This is a genomic window from Bacteroides intestinalis DSM 17393 (assembly GCF_000172175.1).
In the GTDB taxonomy this organism is placed as follows: Bacteria; Bacteroidota; Bacteroidia; order Bacteroidales; family Bacteroidaceae; genus Bacteroides; species Bacteroides intestinalis.
Genome location: NZ_ABJL02000007.1, coordinates 974,896 through 992,452 on the forward strand (window position 1 = coordinate 974,896; position 17,557 = coordinate 992,452).

At 42.5% G+C, this 17,557-nt stretch carries 11 protein-coding genes and 1 tRNA gene; 3 read left to right on the forward strand and 9 right to left on the reverse strand.

What is annotated here, in order from left to right:
- Nucleotides 1-185: 185 nt before the first annotated feature.
- From BACINT_RS07415 to BACINT_RS07425, 3 genes are all read right to left on the reverse strand, one after another.
- Complete coding sequence (locus tag BACINT_RS07415) at nt 186-617, reverse strand: hypothetical protein (protein WP_007661915.1); 432 nt, start codon at nt 615-617, stop codon at nt 186-188.
- Nucleotides 618-1,199: 582 nt separating this feature from the next.
- Nucleotides 1,200-2,204: a 2-oxoacid:ferredoxin oxidoreductase subunit beta gene (locus tag BACINT_RS07420; RefSeq protein WP_007661920.1), complete on the reverse strand. Its 1,005-nt coding sequence runs from the start codon at nt 2,202-2,204 to the stop codon at nt 1,200-1,202.
- Between the two features lie 24 nt (nt 2,205-2,228).
- On the reverse strand, nt 2,229-4,076 hold the full coding sequence (locus BACINT_RS07425) for a 2-oxoacid:acceptor oxidoreductase subunit alpha (RefSeq protein WP_007661922.1): 1,848 nt from the start codon (nt 4,074-4,076) through the stop codon (nt 2,229-2,231).
- 449 nt (nt 4,077-4,525) lie between these two features.
- Here BACINT_RS07425 and BACINT_RS07430 point away from each other — a divergent pair.
- Nucleotides 4,526-4,597, forward strand: a tRNA-Arg gene (locus BACINT_RS07430).
- A 62-nt stretch (nt 4,598-4,659) separates the two neighbouring features.
- Here BACINT_RS07430 and secDF read toward each other — a convergent pair.
- The 5 genes from secDF to BACINT_RS07455 form a co-directional block, all read right to left on the reverse strand.
- Complete coding sequence (gene secDF / locus BACINT_RS07435) at nt 4,660-7,659, reverse strand: protein translocase subunit SecDF (protein WP_007661924.1); 3,000 nt, start codon at nt 7,657-7,659, stop codon at nt 4,660-4,662.
- Between the two features lie 149 nt (nt 7,660-7,808).
- A complete protein-coding gene (locus BACINT_RS07440; RefSeq protein WP_007661926.1) occupies nt 7,809-9,893 on the reverse strand; it encodes a M3 family metallopeptidase in 2,085 nt (694 codons plus the stop codon).
- 33 nt (nt 9,894-9,926) lie between these two features.
- Nucleotides 9,927-11,027, reverse strand: a complete 1,101-nt coding sequence (locus tag BACINT_RS07445; RefSeq protein ID WP_044154941.1) for an endonuclease/exonuclease/phosphatase family protein — start codon at nt 11,025-11,027, stop codon at nt 9,927-9,929.
- Between the two features lie 15 nt (nt 11,028-11,042).
- Nucleotides 11,043-11,933: a rhomboid family protein gene (locus BACINT_RS07450; protein WP_007661930.1), complete on the reverse strand. Its 891-nt coding sequence runs from the start codon at nt 11,931-11,933 to the stop codon at nt 11,043-11,045.
- Nucleotides 11,914-12,597, reverse strand: coding sequence for a rhomboid family intramembrane serine protease (locus BACINT_RS07455; protein WP_007661932.1), 684 nt, complete (start codon nt 12,595-12,597; stop codon nt 11,914-11,916). The genes BACINT_RS07450 and BACINT_RS07455 overlap by 20 nt, the downstream gene beginning before the upstream one ends.
- 215 nt (nt 12,598-12,812) lie before the next feature.
- Here BACINT_RS07455 and BACINT_RS07460 point away from each other — a divergent pair, with 215 nt between their 5' ends.
- On the forward strand, nt 12,813-13,085 hold the full coding sequence (locus BACINT_RS07460; RefSeq protein WP_007661934.1) for an HU family DNA-binding protein: 273 nt from the start codon (nt 12,813-12,815) through the stop codon (nt 13,083-13,085).
- A gap of 125 nt (nt 13,086-13,210) precedes the next feature.
- Nucleotides 13,211-15,028, forward strand: a complete 1,818-nt coding sequence (gene argS / locus BACINT_RS07465) for an arginine--tRNA ligase (RefSeq protein WP_007661936.1) — start codon at nt 13,211-13,213, stop codon at nt 15,026-15,028.
- 76 nt (nt 15,029-15,104) lie between these two features.
- On the opposite strand, the gene topA is transcribed toward argS, so the two are convergent.
- The gene (gene topA, locus BACINT_RS07470) at nt 15,105-17,462 is read right to left on the reverse strand and encodes a type I DNA topoisomerase (protein WP_044154826.1); all 2,358 of its coding nucleotides are present in this window, start codon (nt 17,460-17,462) and stop codon (nt 15,105-15,107) included.
- Nucleotides 17,463-17,557: the final 95 nt, after the last annotated feature.

Genomic DNA, 17,557 nt, shown 5'->3' on the forward strand with positions numbered 1-17,557 from the left:
GGTGGGACTGAACATTACGGCACGATACCGGTGCAAGGTCTGGAGAGCTTGCTGGGAAAACCGGTCAAAGATTAATCTTCTACCCATAGTACAGTGATGTTAAAGGTTAATGTATGCCTGATGCAAATATACACTAATTCTTTTATTATCAAAGAGAAAGGGCAGAAAAAACTTTGAAGGCGCAGCTATTCTAATACTCCTTCTGGAATTGCCGGAATGGTATTGAATGCCCCGATAATGGGATAGTCGGTATCATCCACTGTCATTGTTAAAAGTGGTTTTATGATAATGTCATTTCTTGTAGAGGCGTCTTTGGGGACAAGTTCTTTCCAATCTACATCCAGGTAGCGTTGTATGAGGCCAAGTATAGCGTAACTCGTGATACCGTTTTCCATTTCAAACTTGAAATTATGCGGTGTGGGCGGAATTGTTGCATCTGTAAAGTTTCCTTTTGTATCGGCCGAATAGTTCAATGTGAGATAAGGTATGGCATCGGTAGAAGATGAAGCTTCCGTGACATGTTCTGTTTTTGACGAAAAGCTGTAGATACCTTTGGCAATGAGGTGATCCGAAACTTTGTGCTTTGAATCAGCGTAAGGGAAGAAATAGCACTCCAATCCGGAACGGTGTTGGAGTGTTGTTCTCTAATTTGTCGTCATCACAACTCGTGAAGCTGATTACGGATATTAACAGGAATATCCAGAATAAGTGTTTTGTTTTCATCTTGCTTTATTTCAGGGCAAATATAGGCTTTTAAAGTTTAAATCCCAAAATTGTATATGATATTTGGGATTATCTGTTGACGGAATTGATTCTTTGCGGAAAAGATGTGAATCAAAGGTTGCTGATGACTTTCTTGTTAGTTTGTTGATAATCAGCTAATAGTATTTACCGTGTGCTTATCATAAGATGTAAAAGCGTTTACCGCCGTATGTAACGGTCTTTACCCCTTATTGTAACGGCCTTTACCTCGGCGTGTAACGGTCTTTACCTCTGCATGTAAATGGAGTTACCGTGTGGAGTGAACAAAGTTACCATTTGGGGTATCCCGCTATCACTTTATCACACTACCACTTTATCACACTTTATTCATAACCCGTCTTCAACTATTGATTTGTATTATTTCTAAAAAGCCTCATTACCGTACTATATAATAGTAGCGGTAATGAGGCTTTTTAGAAAAGGAATAGTGTATTCGCTTACTTTACTTCCCAAATATCATTCGTCATCAACAGTTCCTTGAAGTTGTGATACTTCTTCTTTGCTGATACTTCTTCAATCTGTTCCATTACAGCATCGTCATAAGTCGGAGCTTCCACATCGCGGATTACACCGAGAGCAACCGGGAAGTCAGGACCTTCCATCAAAGCCAATTTCAGTTGCAATGTATTATCCATGCAGTGTGCATCATGAATGAGGATATCCTTTTCTGTGATACCGTTCTCGCCCAACTTTACAACTTTCAGTCCGAAACCTTCCTGCATCAATCCAAACTCTTTGTTCTCACCGAAAAGCATTGGCTTACCGTGTTCCAGGTAGATAGCATTCTTGGCACGTCCGTCTTTGTTGTATACAGAGTCGTAGGTTCCGTCATTGAAGATAACGCAGTGTTGCAAAATCTCACACACAGCGGCTCCTTTATGGTTAGCAGCAGCCTTCAGAACTTCTCCTGTGCCGGGACCATCTGTGGCTACACAGCGTGCAAAGAAACGTCCACGGGCACCGAAGCAGAGTTCAGCTGGGTGGAACGGATCTTCTACTGTACCATAAGGAGAGGATTTGCTGACGAAGCCACGGGGAGACGTCGGGGAATATTGTCCTTTTGTCAGACCGTAGATGCGGTTGTTCAGCAACAGAATGTTGATATCTATATTACGACGGATAGCATGGATAAAGTGGTTACCACCGATAGCCAGACCGTCACCATCACCTGAAACCTGCCAAACGCTCAGGTTAGGATTGGTTACTTTACATCCGGTAGAGATGGCGGCAGCACGTCCGTGGATAGTCTGCATCGCATACGTATTCATATAATAAGGCAGACGGCTGGAGCAACCGATACCCGAGATAACGGCAGTTTCCCAAGGCTTAACACCGATTTCTGCCAACGCTTTGTGCAGTGAATTCAAGAAGAAGTGGTCACCGCAACCCGGACACCAACGAGGCTGTCCTTTTTTGAAATCTTTAGCTGTATATTCGCTCATGTCTTTCGATACTTTACGGGGTTATTATTTATTTAAAATCTCGGTGAAGGCAGCCACTAATTCGCTTACTACGAACGGCTGTCCCTTGACTTCATTGAATTGATACGGAGTGAAATTATCCACCTTCATGCGGAGATAACCGGCAAATTGTCCCAGATTCTGTTCGGCAACTACCACTTTCTTGTATTTCTTCAATACTTCAGCCGTATTTTTAGGCAGAGGATTGATATAAGAGAAGTGAGCTAAGGCTACTTTTTGTCCGGCTTTGTTCATCTCTTCCATAGCAGAATACAAGTGTCCGTAAGTACCGCCAAAACCTACAATCAGCAGGTCTGCATCATCTGCACAGCCTTGTACTTCTACATCGGGTACAGCAATCTTTGCAACTTTTTCTGCACGCAGGTGGCACATTAGATTGTGGTTTTCAGGATCGGTAGAGATCGCACCAGTGTTGCTGTCTTTTTCCAGACCACCGAGGATATGAGTATAGCCTTCTTGTCCCGGAACGGCCCAGTAACGTACTTGGTTCTCAGGATTGCGTTTATAAGGAGTATAGTTATCCTTCATTTCAGGAGTAACATACTGAGGTTTGATTTCAGGATATGTATCCAGGTTCGGCAGCTTCCATGAACCGGAACCGTTGGCCACGAAACCGTCTGTTAACAGAACTACCGGAGTCATGTGTTCCAAAGCCATTTTACAAGCTGCATAGGCTGCATCGAAGCAGTTTGTCGGTGAGGTTGCAGCAATAACCGGCATTGGACTCTCACCGTTACGACCAAACAAAGCCTGTAACAAGTCCGTTTGTTCCGATTTAGTCGGCAAACCTGTGGAAGGACCACCGCGTTGTACGTCCAGAACAACCAAGGGAAGTTCTGTAATCACTGCAAGGTTCATAGCCTCTGATTTCAGGCAGACACCCGGACCGGAAGTGGTAGTTACAGCCAATGCACCAGCAAAAGAAGCACCGATAGCCGTAGCACAGCCGGAAATCTCATCTTCGCATTGAACGGTAATGACACCTAAGGATTTATGTTTGGAGAGTTCATGTAATACGTCCGTAGCCGGAGTGATGGGATAAGAACCCAGGAATAACTTCAGACCTGCTTTTTCAGCAGCAGCAATGAAACCGTAGGCTGTAGCTTTGTTGCCCATGATATCCATATATATTCCGGGCGTCTTTATCTTACTTTCTATCTTATAAGTATGTGCTACGGAAGCGTGTGTATTGTGACCATAGTCGTAACCGGCGTGAATTACCTTGATGTTGGCTTCTGCTATTTCCGGCTTTTTTGCAAACTTCTCTCTAAGGAAATCTTCCGCAATCTTCAGGTCGCGATTGAACAACCAGCATACCAGGCCGAGAGCGAACATGTTGCGGCATTTCAGCATTGCTTTGTTGTCCATACCTGTTTCTGCCAGACAGTCTTTCACCATTTGAGAAATAGGAGCGGCAATAACATCTTGCTTGATACCCATTTCTTCGATAGGATTGTCAGTCTTGAAAGCGGCTTTCTGTAAATCGGAAGCCTGGAAACAGTCTGTGTCGATAATGATGCAAGCAGTAGACTTAGCAAACTTATACTGTGTTTTCAATGCGGCAGCGTTCATAGCTACCAATACATCGCATTTATCACCCGGGGTGAATACTTTGCTGGCGCCGATGTGTACCTGGAAACCTGATACGCCGGTCAGAGAGCCTTGCGGGGCGCGGATATCTGCGGGATAGTCGGGGAAAGTACTGATGTCATTTCCCACCGTAGCCGATACTGTTGAAAAGATGTTGCCGGCGAGCTGCATACCATCGCCGGAGTCTCCGGAAAAGCGGACTACCACTTGATCCAGTTCTTTTACCATCATGTCGTTTGCCATAATTTCGTATTACTATGATTAATTTATAGGATCACTTAAAATCTGTTCTCATGTTGGTTGGGGTACTTACAAAAAGTACTACGCTTTTTATAGGCACGTTTGCAAATGTCGGAAAGTTATGCGACTTGGCAAAATCTTTTTGAGTTAATCTGTGATTGTGTTCTAAAAGAATTGAGAAATGAGTGTTTTTTGATATTTGGAGTGAGCAAAACTTTGACTATGTGTCTGACTTGAACGAATAAAAGTTGCATATTATCATTTGTTCTACTGATGCATGTGTTGACTAAATGTAAGTATAAGCGCTTAAATTAATGCTGTATGAAGCTGTTTTGACTTTACACTTTGATAAAATCTTGTGTTGCTTGTATTTTCTTGACTTCTCGATAAAATCTTCGTTCGGCCTTGTGAAATCGGGAGAATGCCTTATCTTTGCAACCGCAAATGTTGCTGGTCCTGTAGTTCAACGGATAGAATAGAAGTTTCCTAAACTTTAGATAGGGGTTCGATTCCCCTCGGGACTACAAAATAAAAAGGGAAGTCGATTCGTTCGGCTTCCCTTTTTTATCGTTAACTTGTATAGTCCTTATTTAGCTACTTCAGCAGCCGGCTCAGCTATTTTTTTGTTCTTCAACATCATGTATGCGATAGGAGATGCAATGAACAAAGAAGACAATGTACCAATTACAACACCGAGGATCATTGCGAATGCGAAGCTGCGGATAGAGTCACCACCAAGGATGAAGATACACAGCAATACGATTAATGTACTCAATGAAGTATTGATAGTACGTGCCAGAGTAGTGTTCAATGAGTCATTGAACAACTGTTTCTTGTCGCGTTTCGGATACAGGCCGAAGAACTCACGTACACGGTCGAAGATTACCACCTTGTCATTGATAGAGTAACCGATAGCTGTCAGAATAGCACCGATGAATGTCTGGTCAATTTCCAGTGAGAATGGCATCCAGCCCCAGCAGAGAGAATAAGCACCCAAGATCATCAATGTATCACTTGTCAGTGCAGCTACAGAACCCACACTATATGCAATGTTACGGAAACGAATCAAGATGTACAGGCCAATTGCAATCAAAGCAAGTACTACAGACCACATAGCGGAAGTCTTGATATCATCTGCAATGCTCGGACCTACTTTCTGTGAGCTGACGATACTACCACCAGTATGGTTTTCACGATCGATAAATGTTTCCAGAGTAATGTTTTGCGTCAATACGGGCTTCAATGTCTCATAAAGATATGCTTCTATTTCAGAGTCAACATTGTTGCCGTCTTCTTCAATACGATAGTTTGTACTGATACGTACAGTTTTCTTATCTGTACCGATAGCGATTACACTAACGTTAGCGTCACCAAATTTACTGGAGATTAACTCGCGTACTTGTTCTGGTTCTACCGCATTCTCAAATTGTACCTTGAAGTTACGTCCACCTGTGAAGTCGATACTTTGGCTTAGACCGCGTACAAAGAGTGAACCGATACAGATTACAAGAATAACACCTGTAATTGTCAACCACTTCTTGTTGCCACCCATGAAGTCAAAATGTACATTCGCCATCAAGTTCTTGGAGATCTTGGAAGAGAAGGTCAGGTTCAACCATTTATCTTTATTCATGAAGTACTCATAAACCAAACGTGTCATAAACACAGCGGTAAAGAATGAAATCAAGATACCGATAATTAAAGTCGTGGCGAAACCACGGATAGGACCTGTACCGAAGTTGAACAGGATTATACCTGTAATAATAGAAGTTAAGTTAGAGTCGAAGATAGCTGAGAATGCGTTGGAGTAACCATCTGCGAGTGCTTTCTTCACCCCCTTACCTGCACGCAATTCTTCTTTGGTACGTTCGTAAATCAATACATTAGCATCCACAGCCATACCCAATGCCAACACCATACCGGCAATACCGGACATTGTCAAGGCCGCCTGGAAAGACGAAAGGATCCCCAACGTAAAGAACATGTTCAGTACCAATGCACCATTGGCAACCATACCCGGAATGAAGCCATACATGGTACACATATAAACCATCAACAGTACCAATGCCACGATGAATGAGAATACACCGGCGTTGATGGAAGCCTGTCCCAAAGACGGACCTACGATATCCTCCTGAACGATACGTGCAGGAGCCGGCATCTTACCTGACTTCAATACGTTCGCTAAGTCTTTTGCTTGCTCAGGAGTGAAGTGTCCGGTAATTTGTGAGTTACCACCTGTAATTTCAGTATTTACATTCGGTGCGGAATATACATAACCATCCAATACGATAGCAATGCTCTTACCAATGTTTTGCTTAGTCAACTGAGCCCAGCGGCGTGAACCGTCTGTGTTCATAGACATACTTACAGCTGGTTTACCAAATTGGTCGTATTCGTCTTTAGCGCTAACAACAACGTCACCTTCCAATGGCGCACGTCCGTTACGTTCGGTTGAACGGATAGCATAAAGTTCGAAAGTCTGACCCTTCGGATCATATTCATAAGCAGAAACGCCCCATTTCAGACGGAGGTCTTTCGGGAGTTCAGCTTGAATTTCTCTCATAGAAAGATACTTGTTGATCTCAGCAGTATCCTTATAGTTAGCATAAGCTACAACCGGGCCTTGTCCGCTGGAGTTAACCTGCAGAACGGCCAGCAACGGATGTTCTTTCTTGATTTGTGCAAGATCGACAGTTTGTGCTTTGTTTTCACCTTTCAATGCTGCAGCAAGACTATCGGCAGTGCTGGTAGCTTGTGCCATAACTGGAGCAGCAGTGCTGTCAACAGCTGCACTGTCAGCCGGTGCTTCATTAGCTAAAATGCTGCGGAGTTTGTTATCAGCAGCTTGCAGATAAGGTGCAACATCCTTTGCGTTGTATGTTTCCCAAAACTCCAGATTAGCAGAACCTTGTAGTAATTTTCTTACACGCTCTGGCTCTTTGATACCCGGAAGTTCCACCATGATACGTCCCATCTTGTCTTCCAGACTCTGAATGTTGGGCTGAACCACACCAAAGCGGTCGATACGAGTACGGAGTACATTGTATGAGTTATCAACTGCGGCTTTTACTTCCGAACGTAGTACTTTTTCTACTTCAGCGTCAGAAGTCTTTTGGTTAACTTTGTCTTTTAATTGTTGAGTGGCGAAAAGTTCGGAAAGACGTGCATCCGGAGCAATTCTGTGATACTCTCTAACAAACAGGGTAATGACGTCATCCTGGCTGCTAATAGCCTGTTTGGCGGCAGTTGCCAATGCTTGGTTGAATGCTTCGTCGGTTTTGTTGTCCGCCAATGCTTTGATAACATCAGGAACAGAAACTTCAAGGATAACGTTCATACCACCCTTTAAGTCCAAACCTAAACTGATCTCCATCTCACGACACTGTTTCAGTGTCCAATTGCCGAACCACACTTTCTCGTTTGACAGAGAATCCAGGTAGTCCTGCTCTAACTTCAGATCGCCTTTTGCGTACTCTTTTGCCTTATTGTTATAATGGCGAGTCACAAAAGAGAAGGAAAGGTAGAACACACATACCAGTGTGAGCAAAATTGCAAAAACCTTTACAAATCCTTTGTTTTGCATGTTACTTTTAGTTTATTATGATTACTTTATTAATTGATTTCTATAGCGTACAAGGCTGCAAATATAGTTTTTTTTTCACATTCGGAAGTAAAAGGAACTCAAATATTTGCATCTGGCAATGATTTTGCTGCCTTTGTATAGTACTAATTTTACTTCATTCCACGATTTTTTAACATTGGTTCCAGTTGAGGCTCAGCACCACGGAAATTCTTGTAAAGTGTCATCGGGTCTTCGCTGTTACCTTTTTCAAGAACATTATACCGGAAAAGATCTGCTGTCTTTTTGTCGAAGATACCATGCTCTTTAAAAGCTTCAAAAGCATCGTTATCCAATACGTTTGCCCATAAATAGCTGTAGTAGCCTGCAGCATAACCACCGATGATATGATTGAAGTAGGTGGTACGATAACGCGGGGCTATTTCGGGGATAAGATTCAATTGATTCATGGCTTCTTTCTCGTATGCCAATACATCCAGATTCTTGGTGTCAGTCAGGTTGTGCAGATTCATATCCAGAATAGCTGCAGCCAGTAATTCTGTGGTCATGAAGCCTTGATTGAAGGTTTTCTGATTCAGAATCTTTTCGATAAGGCTGTCGGGAATGGTTTCTCCTGTCTGATAATGCTTGGCATACATTTTCAGTACTTCAGGTTCAGTAGCCCAATGTTCATTTATCTGGGAGGGCAATTCAACAAAGTCACGTACGACATTTGTTCCGGAAATGCCTTTATAGTTGCATTTAGTCAATAATCCGTGCAGAGCGTGCCCAAATTCATGGAACAGAGTTTCTACCTCGTCAATTGTCAGCAGTGACGGAGTGTCGCCTACAGGTTTAGTGAAGCTGCATACGTTGCATACCAGTGGACGAATATCGCCTTGTTGTTCACGATAGTTACTCATCCATGCACCACCGCTCTTGCCCGGGCGTGGGAAGTAGTCTACATAGAAGATACCCATATGAGAGCCATCTGCGTCTTTTACTTCGAATACTTCTACGTCAGGATGATATACGGGAATACCTTCCAGCTTCGTTAATGTAATGCCATAGAGCTTGTTGGCAACTGCGAAAGCTCCTTCACGTACGTTTTCCAGTTTAAAGTAAGGCTTGATTTCATCTTCTTCAAGATTATATTTCTCTTTGCGAAGCTTTTCAGTATAATACCACCAGTCCCATGCTTCCAGTTTTTCTCCTTTGCCTTCTTTATCCATGATCTTTTGCAAATCAGCAGCTTCGGCTTTTGCTTTCGGTAAGGAGTAGCTCCACAGGTTATTCAGGAAATTCATTACAGTAGTGGAGTTCTTAGCCATTGTGTTATCCAGAACGAAATTGGAATAACAGTCAAAGCCCAGTAATTGTGCTTTCTCAAGGCGAAGACTTACAATGTCCGTAATGATTTTCTTGTTATCGTTCTTATCATTGTTGTTACCGCGATTAATATAAGCCTTGTATATCTGTTCACGCAACGGGCGGTTTTCTGAGTATTGCAGGAATGGGAGTCGGCTGGCATTTCCTAAAGTGAACAGCCATTTTCCTTCCTGACCGTCTGCCTTTGCTTCTTCTGCTGCACTTTGGCGGAACCATTCGGGCAGTCCGGCAAGATCTTTTTCTTTGTCGATGTATAGTTTGAAAGCATTATTTTCATTCAGAATATTATCGCTGAATGTAAGACCTAATGTGGATAACTGTTTGTTGATCTCACGCAGACGTGCCTGCTTTTCGGAAGAAAGGTTTGCACCGGAGCGAACAAAGTCTTTATAAGTCTCTTCCAACAGACGCTCTTGTTCAGTGGTCAGTTTCAAAGATTCTTTTTGTTGGTATACGGCATTTACTTTTTTAAAGAGCTCTTGGTTCAATGAGATATTATCGCTGTGCTCTGATAATGTCGGAGCTATTTTTATGGACAGTTCATTCAGGCCGGGTGTTTTTTCGGCATCCGTCATATTATAGAAAATAGCACTAACCCTGTCCAGTATCGGGGCGCTATTGTCGAGAGCAACGATTACATTTTCAAAAGTAGGTGTTTCAGAATTATTCACTATTGCATCGATATTCGCGTTTTGTTCTTCGATCCCTTTCAAAAAGGCGGGTTCGTAATGTTCCAGTTTAATTTTATCGAAGGGCGGTACGCCATGTTCGGTTTGGAACTCAGACAAAAACGGATTCGTTTCCGTTTGTGTGGTACAGGAGTACATCATACAAGTTGTAGCTAAAATAAAAATACACTTCTTAAACATAGTTTTAAGTATTAGATATTAATCATTTTTTCTTTATTCTTTTTTCTTCAGATAACACCAGATTGGATAATGGTCAGACTCTTTTATAGATCGGTCTACCGTACAGTTATAAGATTTTAGATTTTTACTTGCTAGGATATTGTCAATCCTGAAGTAGAATTTGTTTTGATTGTAAGAGATACCCAGTCCGCGACCTGATTGTGTGAAAGTATCATTCAGTCCCTGGCCGATAACTCTGTGAGCGTAGGAGATGGGTGTATCGTTAAAGTCACCGCATACGATAATGTAAGGGTGCTGTGACGCTGCAATTTTTTGTGCGATGCTGTCGGCTTGCGAACCACGGATGGCAGAAGCTTCTGCCAGTTTGCGGATAAGCAGGCGGGCACCGCTTTTTACCTTTTTCGTTTCGGGAGATTTGAGCATACTTTCATAGACAACTTTATCTTCTTTCGTCAGTTTATTAGATTCCAGATGGTTGTTGATAAGCATTACAGTATCTTCTCCTATTTTTAGCTCATAAACCGCAGAGCCATTGTATTCGCTGACATAATCTAATCTGCGGGACGAAAGTATGGGGTATTTGGAATAACAGGCTATCCGGTTGGTATGGCCTTTTCCGCTTCCTACAGTTTGAATCTTATGATAAGGATAATCTTTCAGAGCTTTCTCGACATCTTTCTGGCTGAGATAATGAGAAGATTCAATGGTCTGGTACTCTTGTAGGCATAGGATGTCTGCTCCACTGTTTTTCAGATAATTTAGAATAGGGTTCTCTCCGTCTTTCTTAACGGCTCCATCGAATCCCATTATATTGTACGATAAAACTTTGAAGCTGTTTTCCGGTAACTTGTTCGTATGAAAATTAATAGGAAAATAAGTCCGTATCTGCGGATAGCATAGAAGAAGACTTATCAATGTGACTAATGAAAACTTATAGTTCTGGATAATAAGCCAAAAGACCAGAAAACAAATATTAATCACCAGAAAGATAGGAAATGCCAGTCCGAAACAAGATTCCACGGGATGTGCGGCCGGCTTAATATACGGGCTGTAAGCGGTAAGAAGCAACAAACCTATGAAGAAGATGTTGACCGCTAAAATCAGATAAGCGACGAATCTGCCAATATGCCTTATTCCCATATTTCTATATTATCGTTTGCTCGCGTCGAAAAGACTTTTCTTTTCTTCCGTAGTCAGGCTTTCGTATCCCGATTTTTTTAGTTTATCGAGGATGCGATCTATTTCTTCTGACTGAACTTTCTTGCGGGCGTTGTAATCGTAGTCTTTCTGACGACTGTTACCATAATGCACTTTCATTTTGGGTTTGCGAGGCTTGAAGCTGAATACTGAAACGATAGCATCCAGAATCTTATTGATCCAGGACGTAATGTCTCTTCCTTTACTCAGTCCTGCTGCAAACCAGACTCCTGCTAATGCGCCACCCAAATGGGCGATATGTCCACCTGCATTGCTGGATGTGATGAACAGTAAATCAGTACCGATAACAATCAGTGCCAGATATTTCAGTCGTATCGTGCCAAATAGGAATAATCGTATCGGGTAGTTCGGCTCACGATATGCGGTCGCAGCTACAATAGCAAGCACAGAAGCAGATGCTCCCAGCATAAATGAGTAGTCAACCATCGGACGGAAATACGGAAAAACGTTATATGCCACCATATACAGCAATCCGCCGCAAATACCTCCCAATATATAAACTCCCCGCAAATGCTTTGCAGAGAAGAACATCAGGAACAATGCGCCAAACCAATATAGCCATAGCATGTTGAACAGAATATGCAGAAAACCTGCATGCATAAACATGTATGTGAACAGTGACCAAGGCTGTATGATGAATTGGGTAAATGAAGCAGGAAGTTCCAACCATTCAAATACCCCTCCAAGACTACGGTTGAATAGCTGCAAAATAACTTCCGTCAGCGTAGTAACCACGAAGACGGCTACGTTGATATAAATCAGTTGGATATAAATATTCCCTCTCCGAAAAGCTTCTTTAAGATCAGTTGTAATAGTACCCATTTCCTCTGTCTTTTTTTCTCCAATACATGATCAGTATAAAACCGAATATCATACCACCCAAGTGTGCAAAGTGAGCTACATTGTCACCCGGATTGTTAGCAAATCCTGCATACAGTTCAATCAATGCGTATCCGATAACGAAATACTTAGCCTTGATCGGGAATGGCAGCGGGAAGATAAATAACGGCTGGTTGGGGAACAGCATTCCGAATCCCAGCAGGATGGCATATATAGCTCCCGACGCTCCTACAGTAGTCATCATGTTGAGATATTCTCCCATCGGAATGACAGAATAGCCCGTGTTGACGCTGGTGTATGCAGAAAGCACCATTTCGTAATGTACATATTGAACGATTTCCTGTATAAATCCTGCGCCGATGCCACATACCAGGTAGTAAAACAGAAAACGTTTCGGTCCCCACACTTGTTCGAGGATACGGCCAAACATCCACAATGCGAACATGTTAAAAAATAGATGCGTAAAGCCTCCATGCATGAACATGTATGTGATGAGCTGTGCTATATTAAAATTATCGGCAAGAAAAAAGTGAAGTCCCAGATAACGGGCTAAATCCAGGCCGTAACTTTGAGCAACAATGGTCGCAAGAAAGACCAGTACATTAATGATTAATAGGTTCTTAGTAACTGTTGGTATGGCATTCATAATCTGTTATTTCATTCATTGAGTTGCAAAAATACGAATAAATTCTGTTCTATAACAGAAAAACGGCTTTCTATTCCTTTTTTTTCGCCAAAATCCAATCTTTTTTTAATGTTTTTATTTGATATTCAGAAATATTGCTCTATTTTTGTAGAGCTTTGTGAAATTCTATTGCAGATATCTTTTGTGTAACATATTAATTATTAAATTTTAAATTTATGAACAAGTCAGAACTTATCAGCGCTATGGCAGCAGAGTCCGGTTTGACAAAAGCGGATTCTAAGAAAGCATTGGATGCTTTCATGGCATCAATCACAAAGGCTCTAAAGGCTGGTGATAAAGTATCATTGGTTGGCTTCGGTACGTTTGCTGTGTCAGAAAGAGCAGCACGTCTGGGCATTAATCCTTCTACCAAACAGAGCATTACGATTCCTGCAAAGAAAGTTGCTAAGTTTAAACCTGGTATGGAGTTGACTTTGGCCATCGGATAAAGACGGCTACGAATAAAGAATAGGAAAGGAGATGCAGCAGCACCTCCTTTTTTATTATCCCTACAAACGGAGTACTTAATTCGCCAAAATATAGTATCTTTGCACTCGGAAAATACTTTTAAATCATGAATATAGAAGATAAACTGGTAACGTCCGTAATCAATGGACTGAAAGCACTGTACGGACAGGATGTGCCTGCCGCACAGGTGCAACTGCAAAAAACCAAGAAAGAATTTGAGGGACACCTCACGCTGGTTGTTTTTCCTTTCCTGCGCATGTCAAAGAAAGGACCGGAGCAGACAGCACAAGAGATTGGTGAATACCTGAAAGCTAATGAACCTTCCGTTGCTGCGTTCAATGTCATCAAAGGTTTCCTGAACCTGACCATTGCTTCTTCTGCCTGGATTGAGTTACTGAACAACATTCATGCCGATAAACAGTACGGTATTACTGCTGCCACGGATCATTCTCCGCTGGTTATGATAGAATATTCTTCACCTAATACCAACAAACCACTTCACTTGGGTCATGTGCGCAATAACCTTTTGGGTAATGCCTTGGCCAACATAGTTATGGCGAACGGTAACAAAGTGGTAAAGACGAATATCGTGAACGACCGTGGTATTCATATCTGCAAATCCATGTTGGCATGGTCCAAATATGGAAATGGTGAAACTCCTGAATCATCCGGTAAAAAGGGCGATCATTTGGTAGGTGACTATTATGTAGCTTTCGATAAACACTATAAAGCCGAAGTTAAAGATTTGATGGCCAGATTCCAGGCTGAAGGTGTGACGGAGGAAGAAGCTAAAGCGAAAGCAGAAGCTGCCTCTCCTTTGATGAACGAAGCTCGTGAAATGCTGGTAAAATGGGAGGCCGGTGATCCGGAAGTACGTGCACTTTGGACAAAAATGAATAATTGGGTGTACGAAGGTTTTGATGAAACTTATCGTAAGATGGGTGTGGGCTTTGACAAAATATATTATGAGTCAAATACCTATCTTGAAGGTAAAGAGAAAGTTATGGAAGGTCTTGAAAAAGGTTTCTTCTATAAGAAAGAGGACGGCTCTGTATGGGCTGACCTTACTCCGGAAGGCTTGGATCACAAATTGTTGCTCCGTGCCGATGGAACTTCAGTTTATATGACCCAAGATATCGGTACAGCTAAATTACGTTTTGCAGATTATCCTATTGACAAAATGATTTATGTAGTAGGTAATGAACAGAACTACCATTTCCAGGTGCTTTCTATCTTGCTTGATAAACTCGGTTTCGAATGGGGAAAGGGGCTTGTGCATTTTTCTTATGGTATGGTCGAGTTGCCTGAGGGTAAGATGAAGAGTCGTGAAGGTACAGTAGTAGATGCCGATGACTTGATTGAGGAAATGGTGAACACTGCTAAGGAAACTTCAAATGAACTGGGAAAACTGGATGGTTTGACTCAGGAAGAGGCTGATAATATTGCCCGAATTGTAGGATTGGGTGCTTTGAAATACTTTATTCTCAAAGTGGATGCCCGCAAGAATATGACGTTCAATCCAAAAGAGTCAATTGACTTTAATGGGAATACAGGACCGTTCATTCAATATACGTATGCGCGTATTCAATCTGTATTGCGTAAGGCGGCTGAAGCCGGTATCGCAGTTCCGGCTGAAATCCCTGTAGGTATCGAGTTGAGTGAGAAAGAGGAAGGGCTTATCCAAATGGTGGCTGATTTCGCTGCTGTTGTGAAGCAGGCAGGCTCAGATTACAGTCCGTCTATCATTGCCAACTATACTTATGATCTGGTGAAAGAATACAATCAGTTCTACCACGATTTCAGTATTCTGCGCGAAGAGGATGAAGCAGTGAAAGTATTCCGCCTTGCTTTGTCGGAGAATGTAGCTAAAGTAGTTCGCCTAGGCATGGGATTGTTGGGTATCGAAGTACCGGACAGAATGTAATTACAGATAATATTATAAAACATCAGCCCCGGAATGATTCTCTCATTCCGGGGCTGATGTTTTATGATGAATCGCTTTATGCTTTCTTCTTGGCATATTTTCCACGTTTCGGTTTTGCTGGAGCTGATGCAGCTTTTTCACTTTGCAGTTTGACGATTTCCAAGCAGGCATCCAGACTTAAATCTTCCGGAACGATATCTTTGGGGATCTTATAATTGCTGCCTTTATAAGCGATATAAGGGCCATATCTTCCGTTCATAATTTCCAATTCCGGTTCTTCTTCGAATTTTTTAAGATGCTTCTTGGCTTCCGCTTCTGCTTTTTCCTTGATCAGTTCCAGAGCCTCTTCCAATTCTATTTCCATAGGATCTGCTCCTTTGGGAAGTGAGGTATAGGTTCCGTTATAATAAATATACGGACCGAAACGTCCGGCATTGACGCTGACAGTTTTACCCTCATGTTCTCCAAGGGTACGTGGCAATTTGAACAGTTCCATAGCCTCTTCCAGGGTAATAGTCTCGATAGACATACCTTTCTTCAGAGGAGAAAAACGAGGTTTCTCTTCATCTTCCGCACTTCCTATCTGTACTACCGGACCGAAACGTCCAATCTTGACTGAAACAGGTTTGCCACTGACAGGATCGTCTCCCAATAAGCGTTCTCCGGTCTTATGTGCATTCTTGGCAGCGAGGGTACTTTCTACAGATGGATGGAACGTTTTATAGAACGTCTTCATGATAGTCGTCCATTTTGTATCACCTTCTGCTATCTCGTCGAATTGTTTTTCTACGCTTGCCGTGAAGTTGTAGTCCATGATGCTGGGGAAGTATTGCATCAGAAAGTCGGTTACAACTGTACCGGTATCTGTAGGTAACAGTTTGGCTTTCTCAGCCCCGGTAATCTCAGTGCGTGTATCATCTGCAATCTTATCTTCTTTCAAGGTAATCACATTGTATAAACGCTCTTCGCCGGTCTTATCTCCCTTCTCTACATACTCACGCTGCTGTACAGTAGAAATAGTAGGTGCATAAGTTGAAGGACGACCGATACCCAACTCTTCCAGTTTGCGTACCAGGCTTGCTTCAGTATAACGGGGTGGATGTTGCGTGAAACGTTCCGTAGCAGTTATATTCTGGTACTGTAGTTTCTGTCCCTTCTTCAAAGGAGGTAACAGACGGCTTTCATCTTCCTGCTCCACATCATCATCATAAGATTCTCTGTATACACGCAGGAAACCGTCGAATTTTACCACTTCTCCGGTCGCATTGAATGTATCAGATGCATTGCTGATGCTGATGGTTGCTGTTGTCTTTTCCAGTTCGGCATCTGCCATCTGGGAAGCTATAGTGCGTTTCCAGATCAGGTCATATAATTTCTTCTCCTGTGCACTACCTTCTATTTGCGCCTGTTCCATATATGTAGGACGGATAGCCTCGTGTGCTTCCTGTGCCCCTTTAGTCTTGGTGCTGAAGTGACGTGGATGCACATATTTGTCCCCCATCATGTTGGCGATGGCTTCTTTACTGCCGTTGATTGCGTATTCCGATAAGTTTACCGAGTCGGTACGCATATAAGTGATACGTCCGGATTCATACAGTCTCTGAGCCACCATCATGGTTTGAGCAACCGTGAAGCCGAGTTTACGTGCAGCTTCCTGTTGCAGGGTAGAAGTGGTGAACGGTGCGGCCGGACTTTTCTTTACCGGGCGGGTTGTAATGTCTTCAATGGTAAACATTGCTGCCTGGCAATGCTCCAATAGTTTCTGAGCTTCTGCTTTAGTCTTGAGGCGGCGTGCAAGTTCTGCTTTCATCTCTACAAGTTTGCCGTCGGTGTCGGGAACCAGGAAAATGGCAGTGACCTTATAAGATGCTTCACTTTGGAAAGCATGTATTTCACGTTCGCGCTCTACGATGAGGCGTACGGCTACTGATTGTACACGTCCGGCAGAAAGTGCAGGTTTTACTTTCTTCCACAGTACGGGCGATAATTCAAAACCCACGATACGGTCGAGGATGCGGCGAGCCTGTTGTGCATTGACAAGATTGATGTCAATGTTTCGAGGCTGCTCAATAGCCTTTAATATAGCGGTTTTGGTAATTTCATGGAATACGATGCGTTTAGTATGTTCCGGATTGAGTTTCAATACCTCATACAAGTGCCACGCGATGGCTTCTCCCTCGCGGTCCTCATCGGAAGCCAACCATACGGTATCTGCTTCTTTCGCTTCAGATTTCAGTGTCTTTACCAGCGTTTTTTTATCTTCCGGGATTTCATAGTCCGGTTCAAAGTTCTTTTCAACGTCAATACTGAATTCTTTTTTCTTCAAATCGCGTATATGACCATAACTGGAAAGAACCTTATAATCTTTTCCCAGGAACTTCTCAATTGTTTTTGCTTTTGCCGGTGACTCGACAATGACAAGGTTTTTTGGCATAAATTTCTGTTTTATAGTGACTCCTGTCACTGAATTCGCCCGCAAAAGTAGAAAAAAACAATTGTTTCCACCTTATAATATGTGGAGAATATATT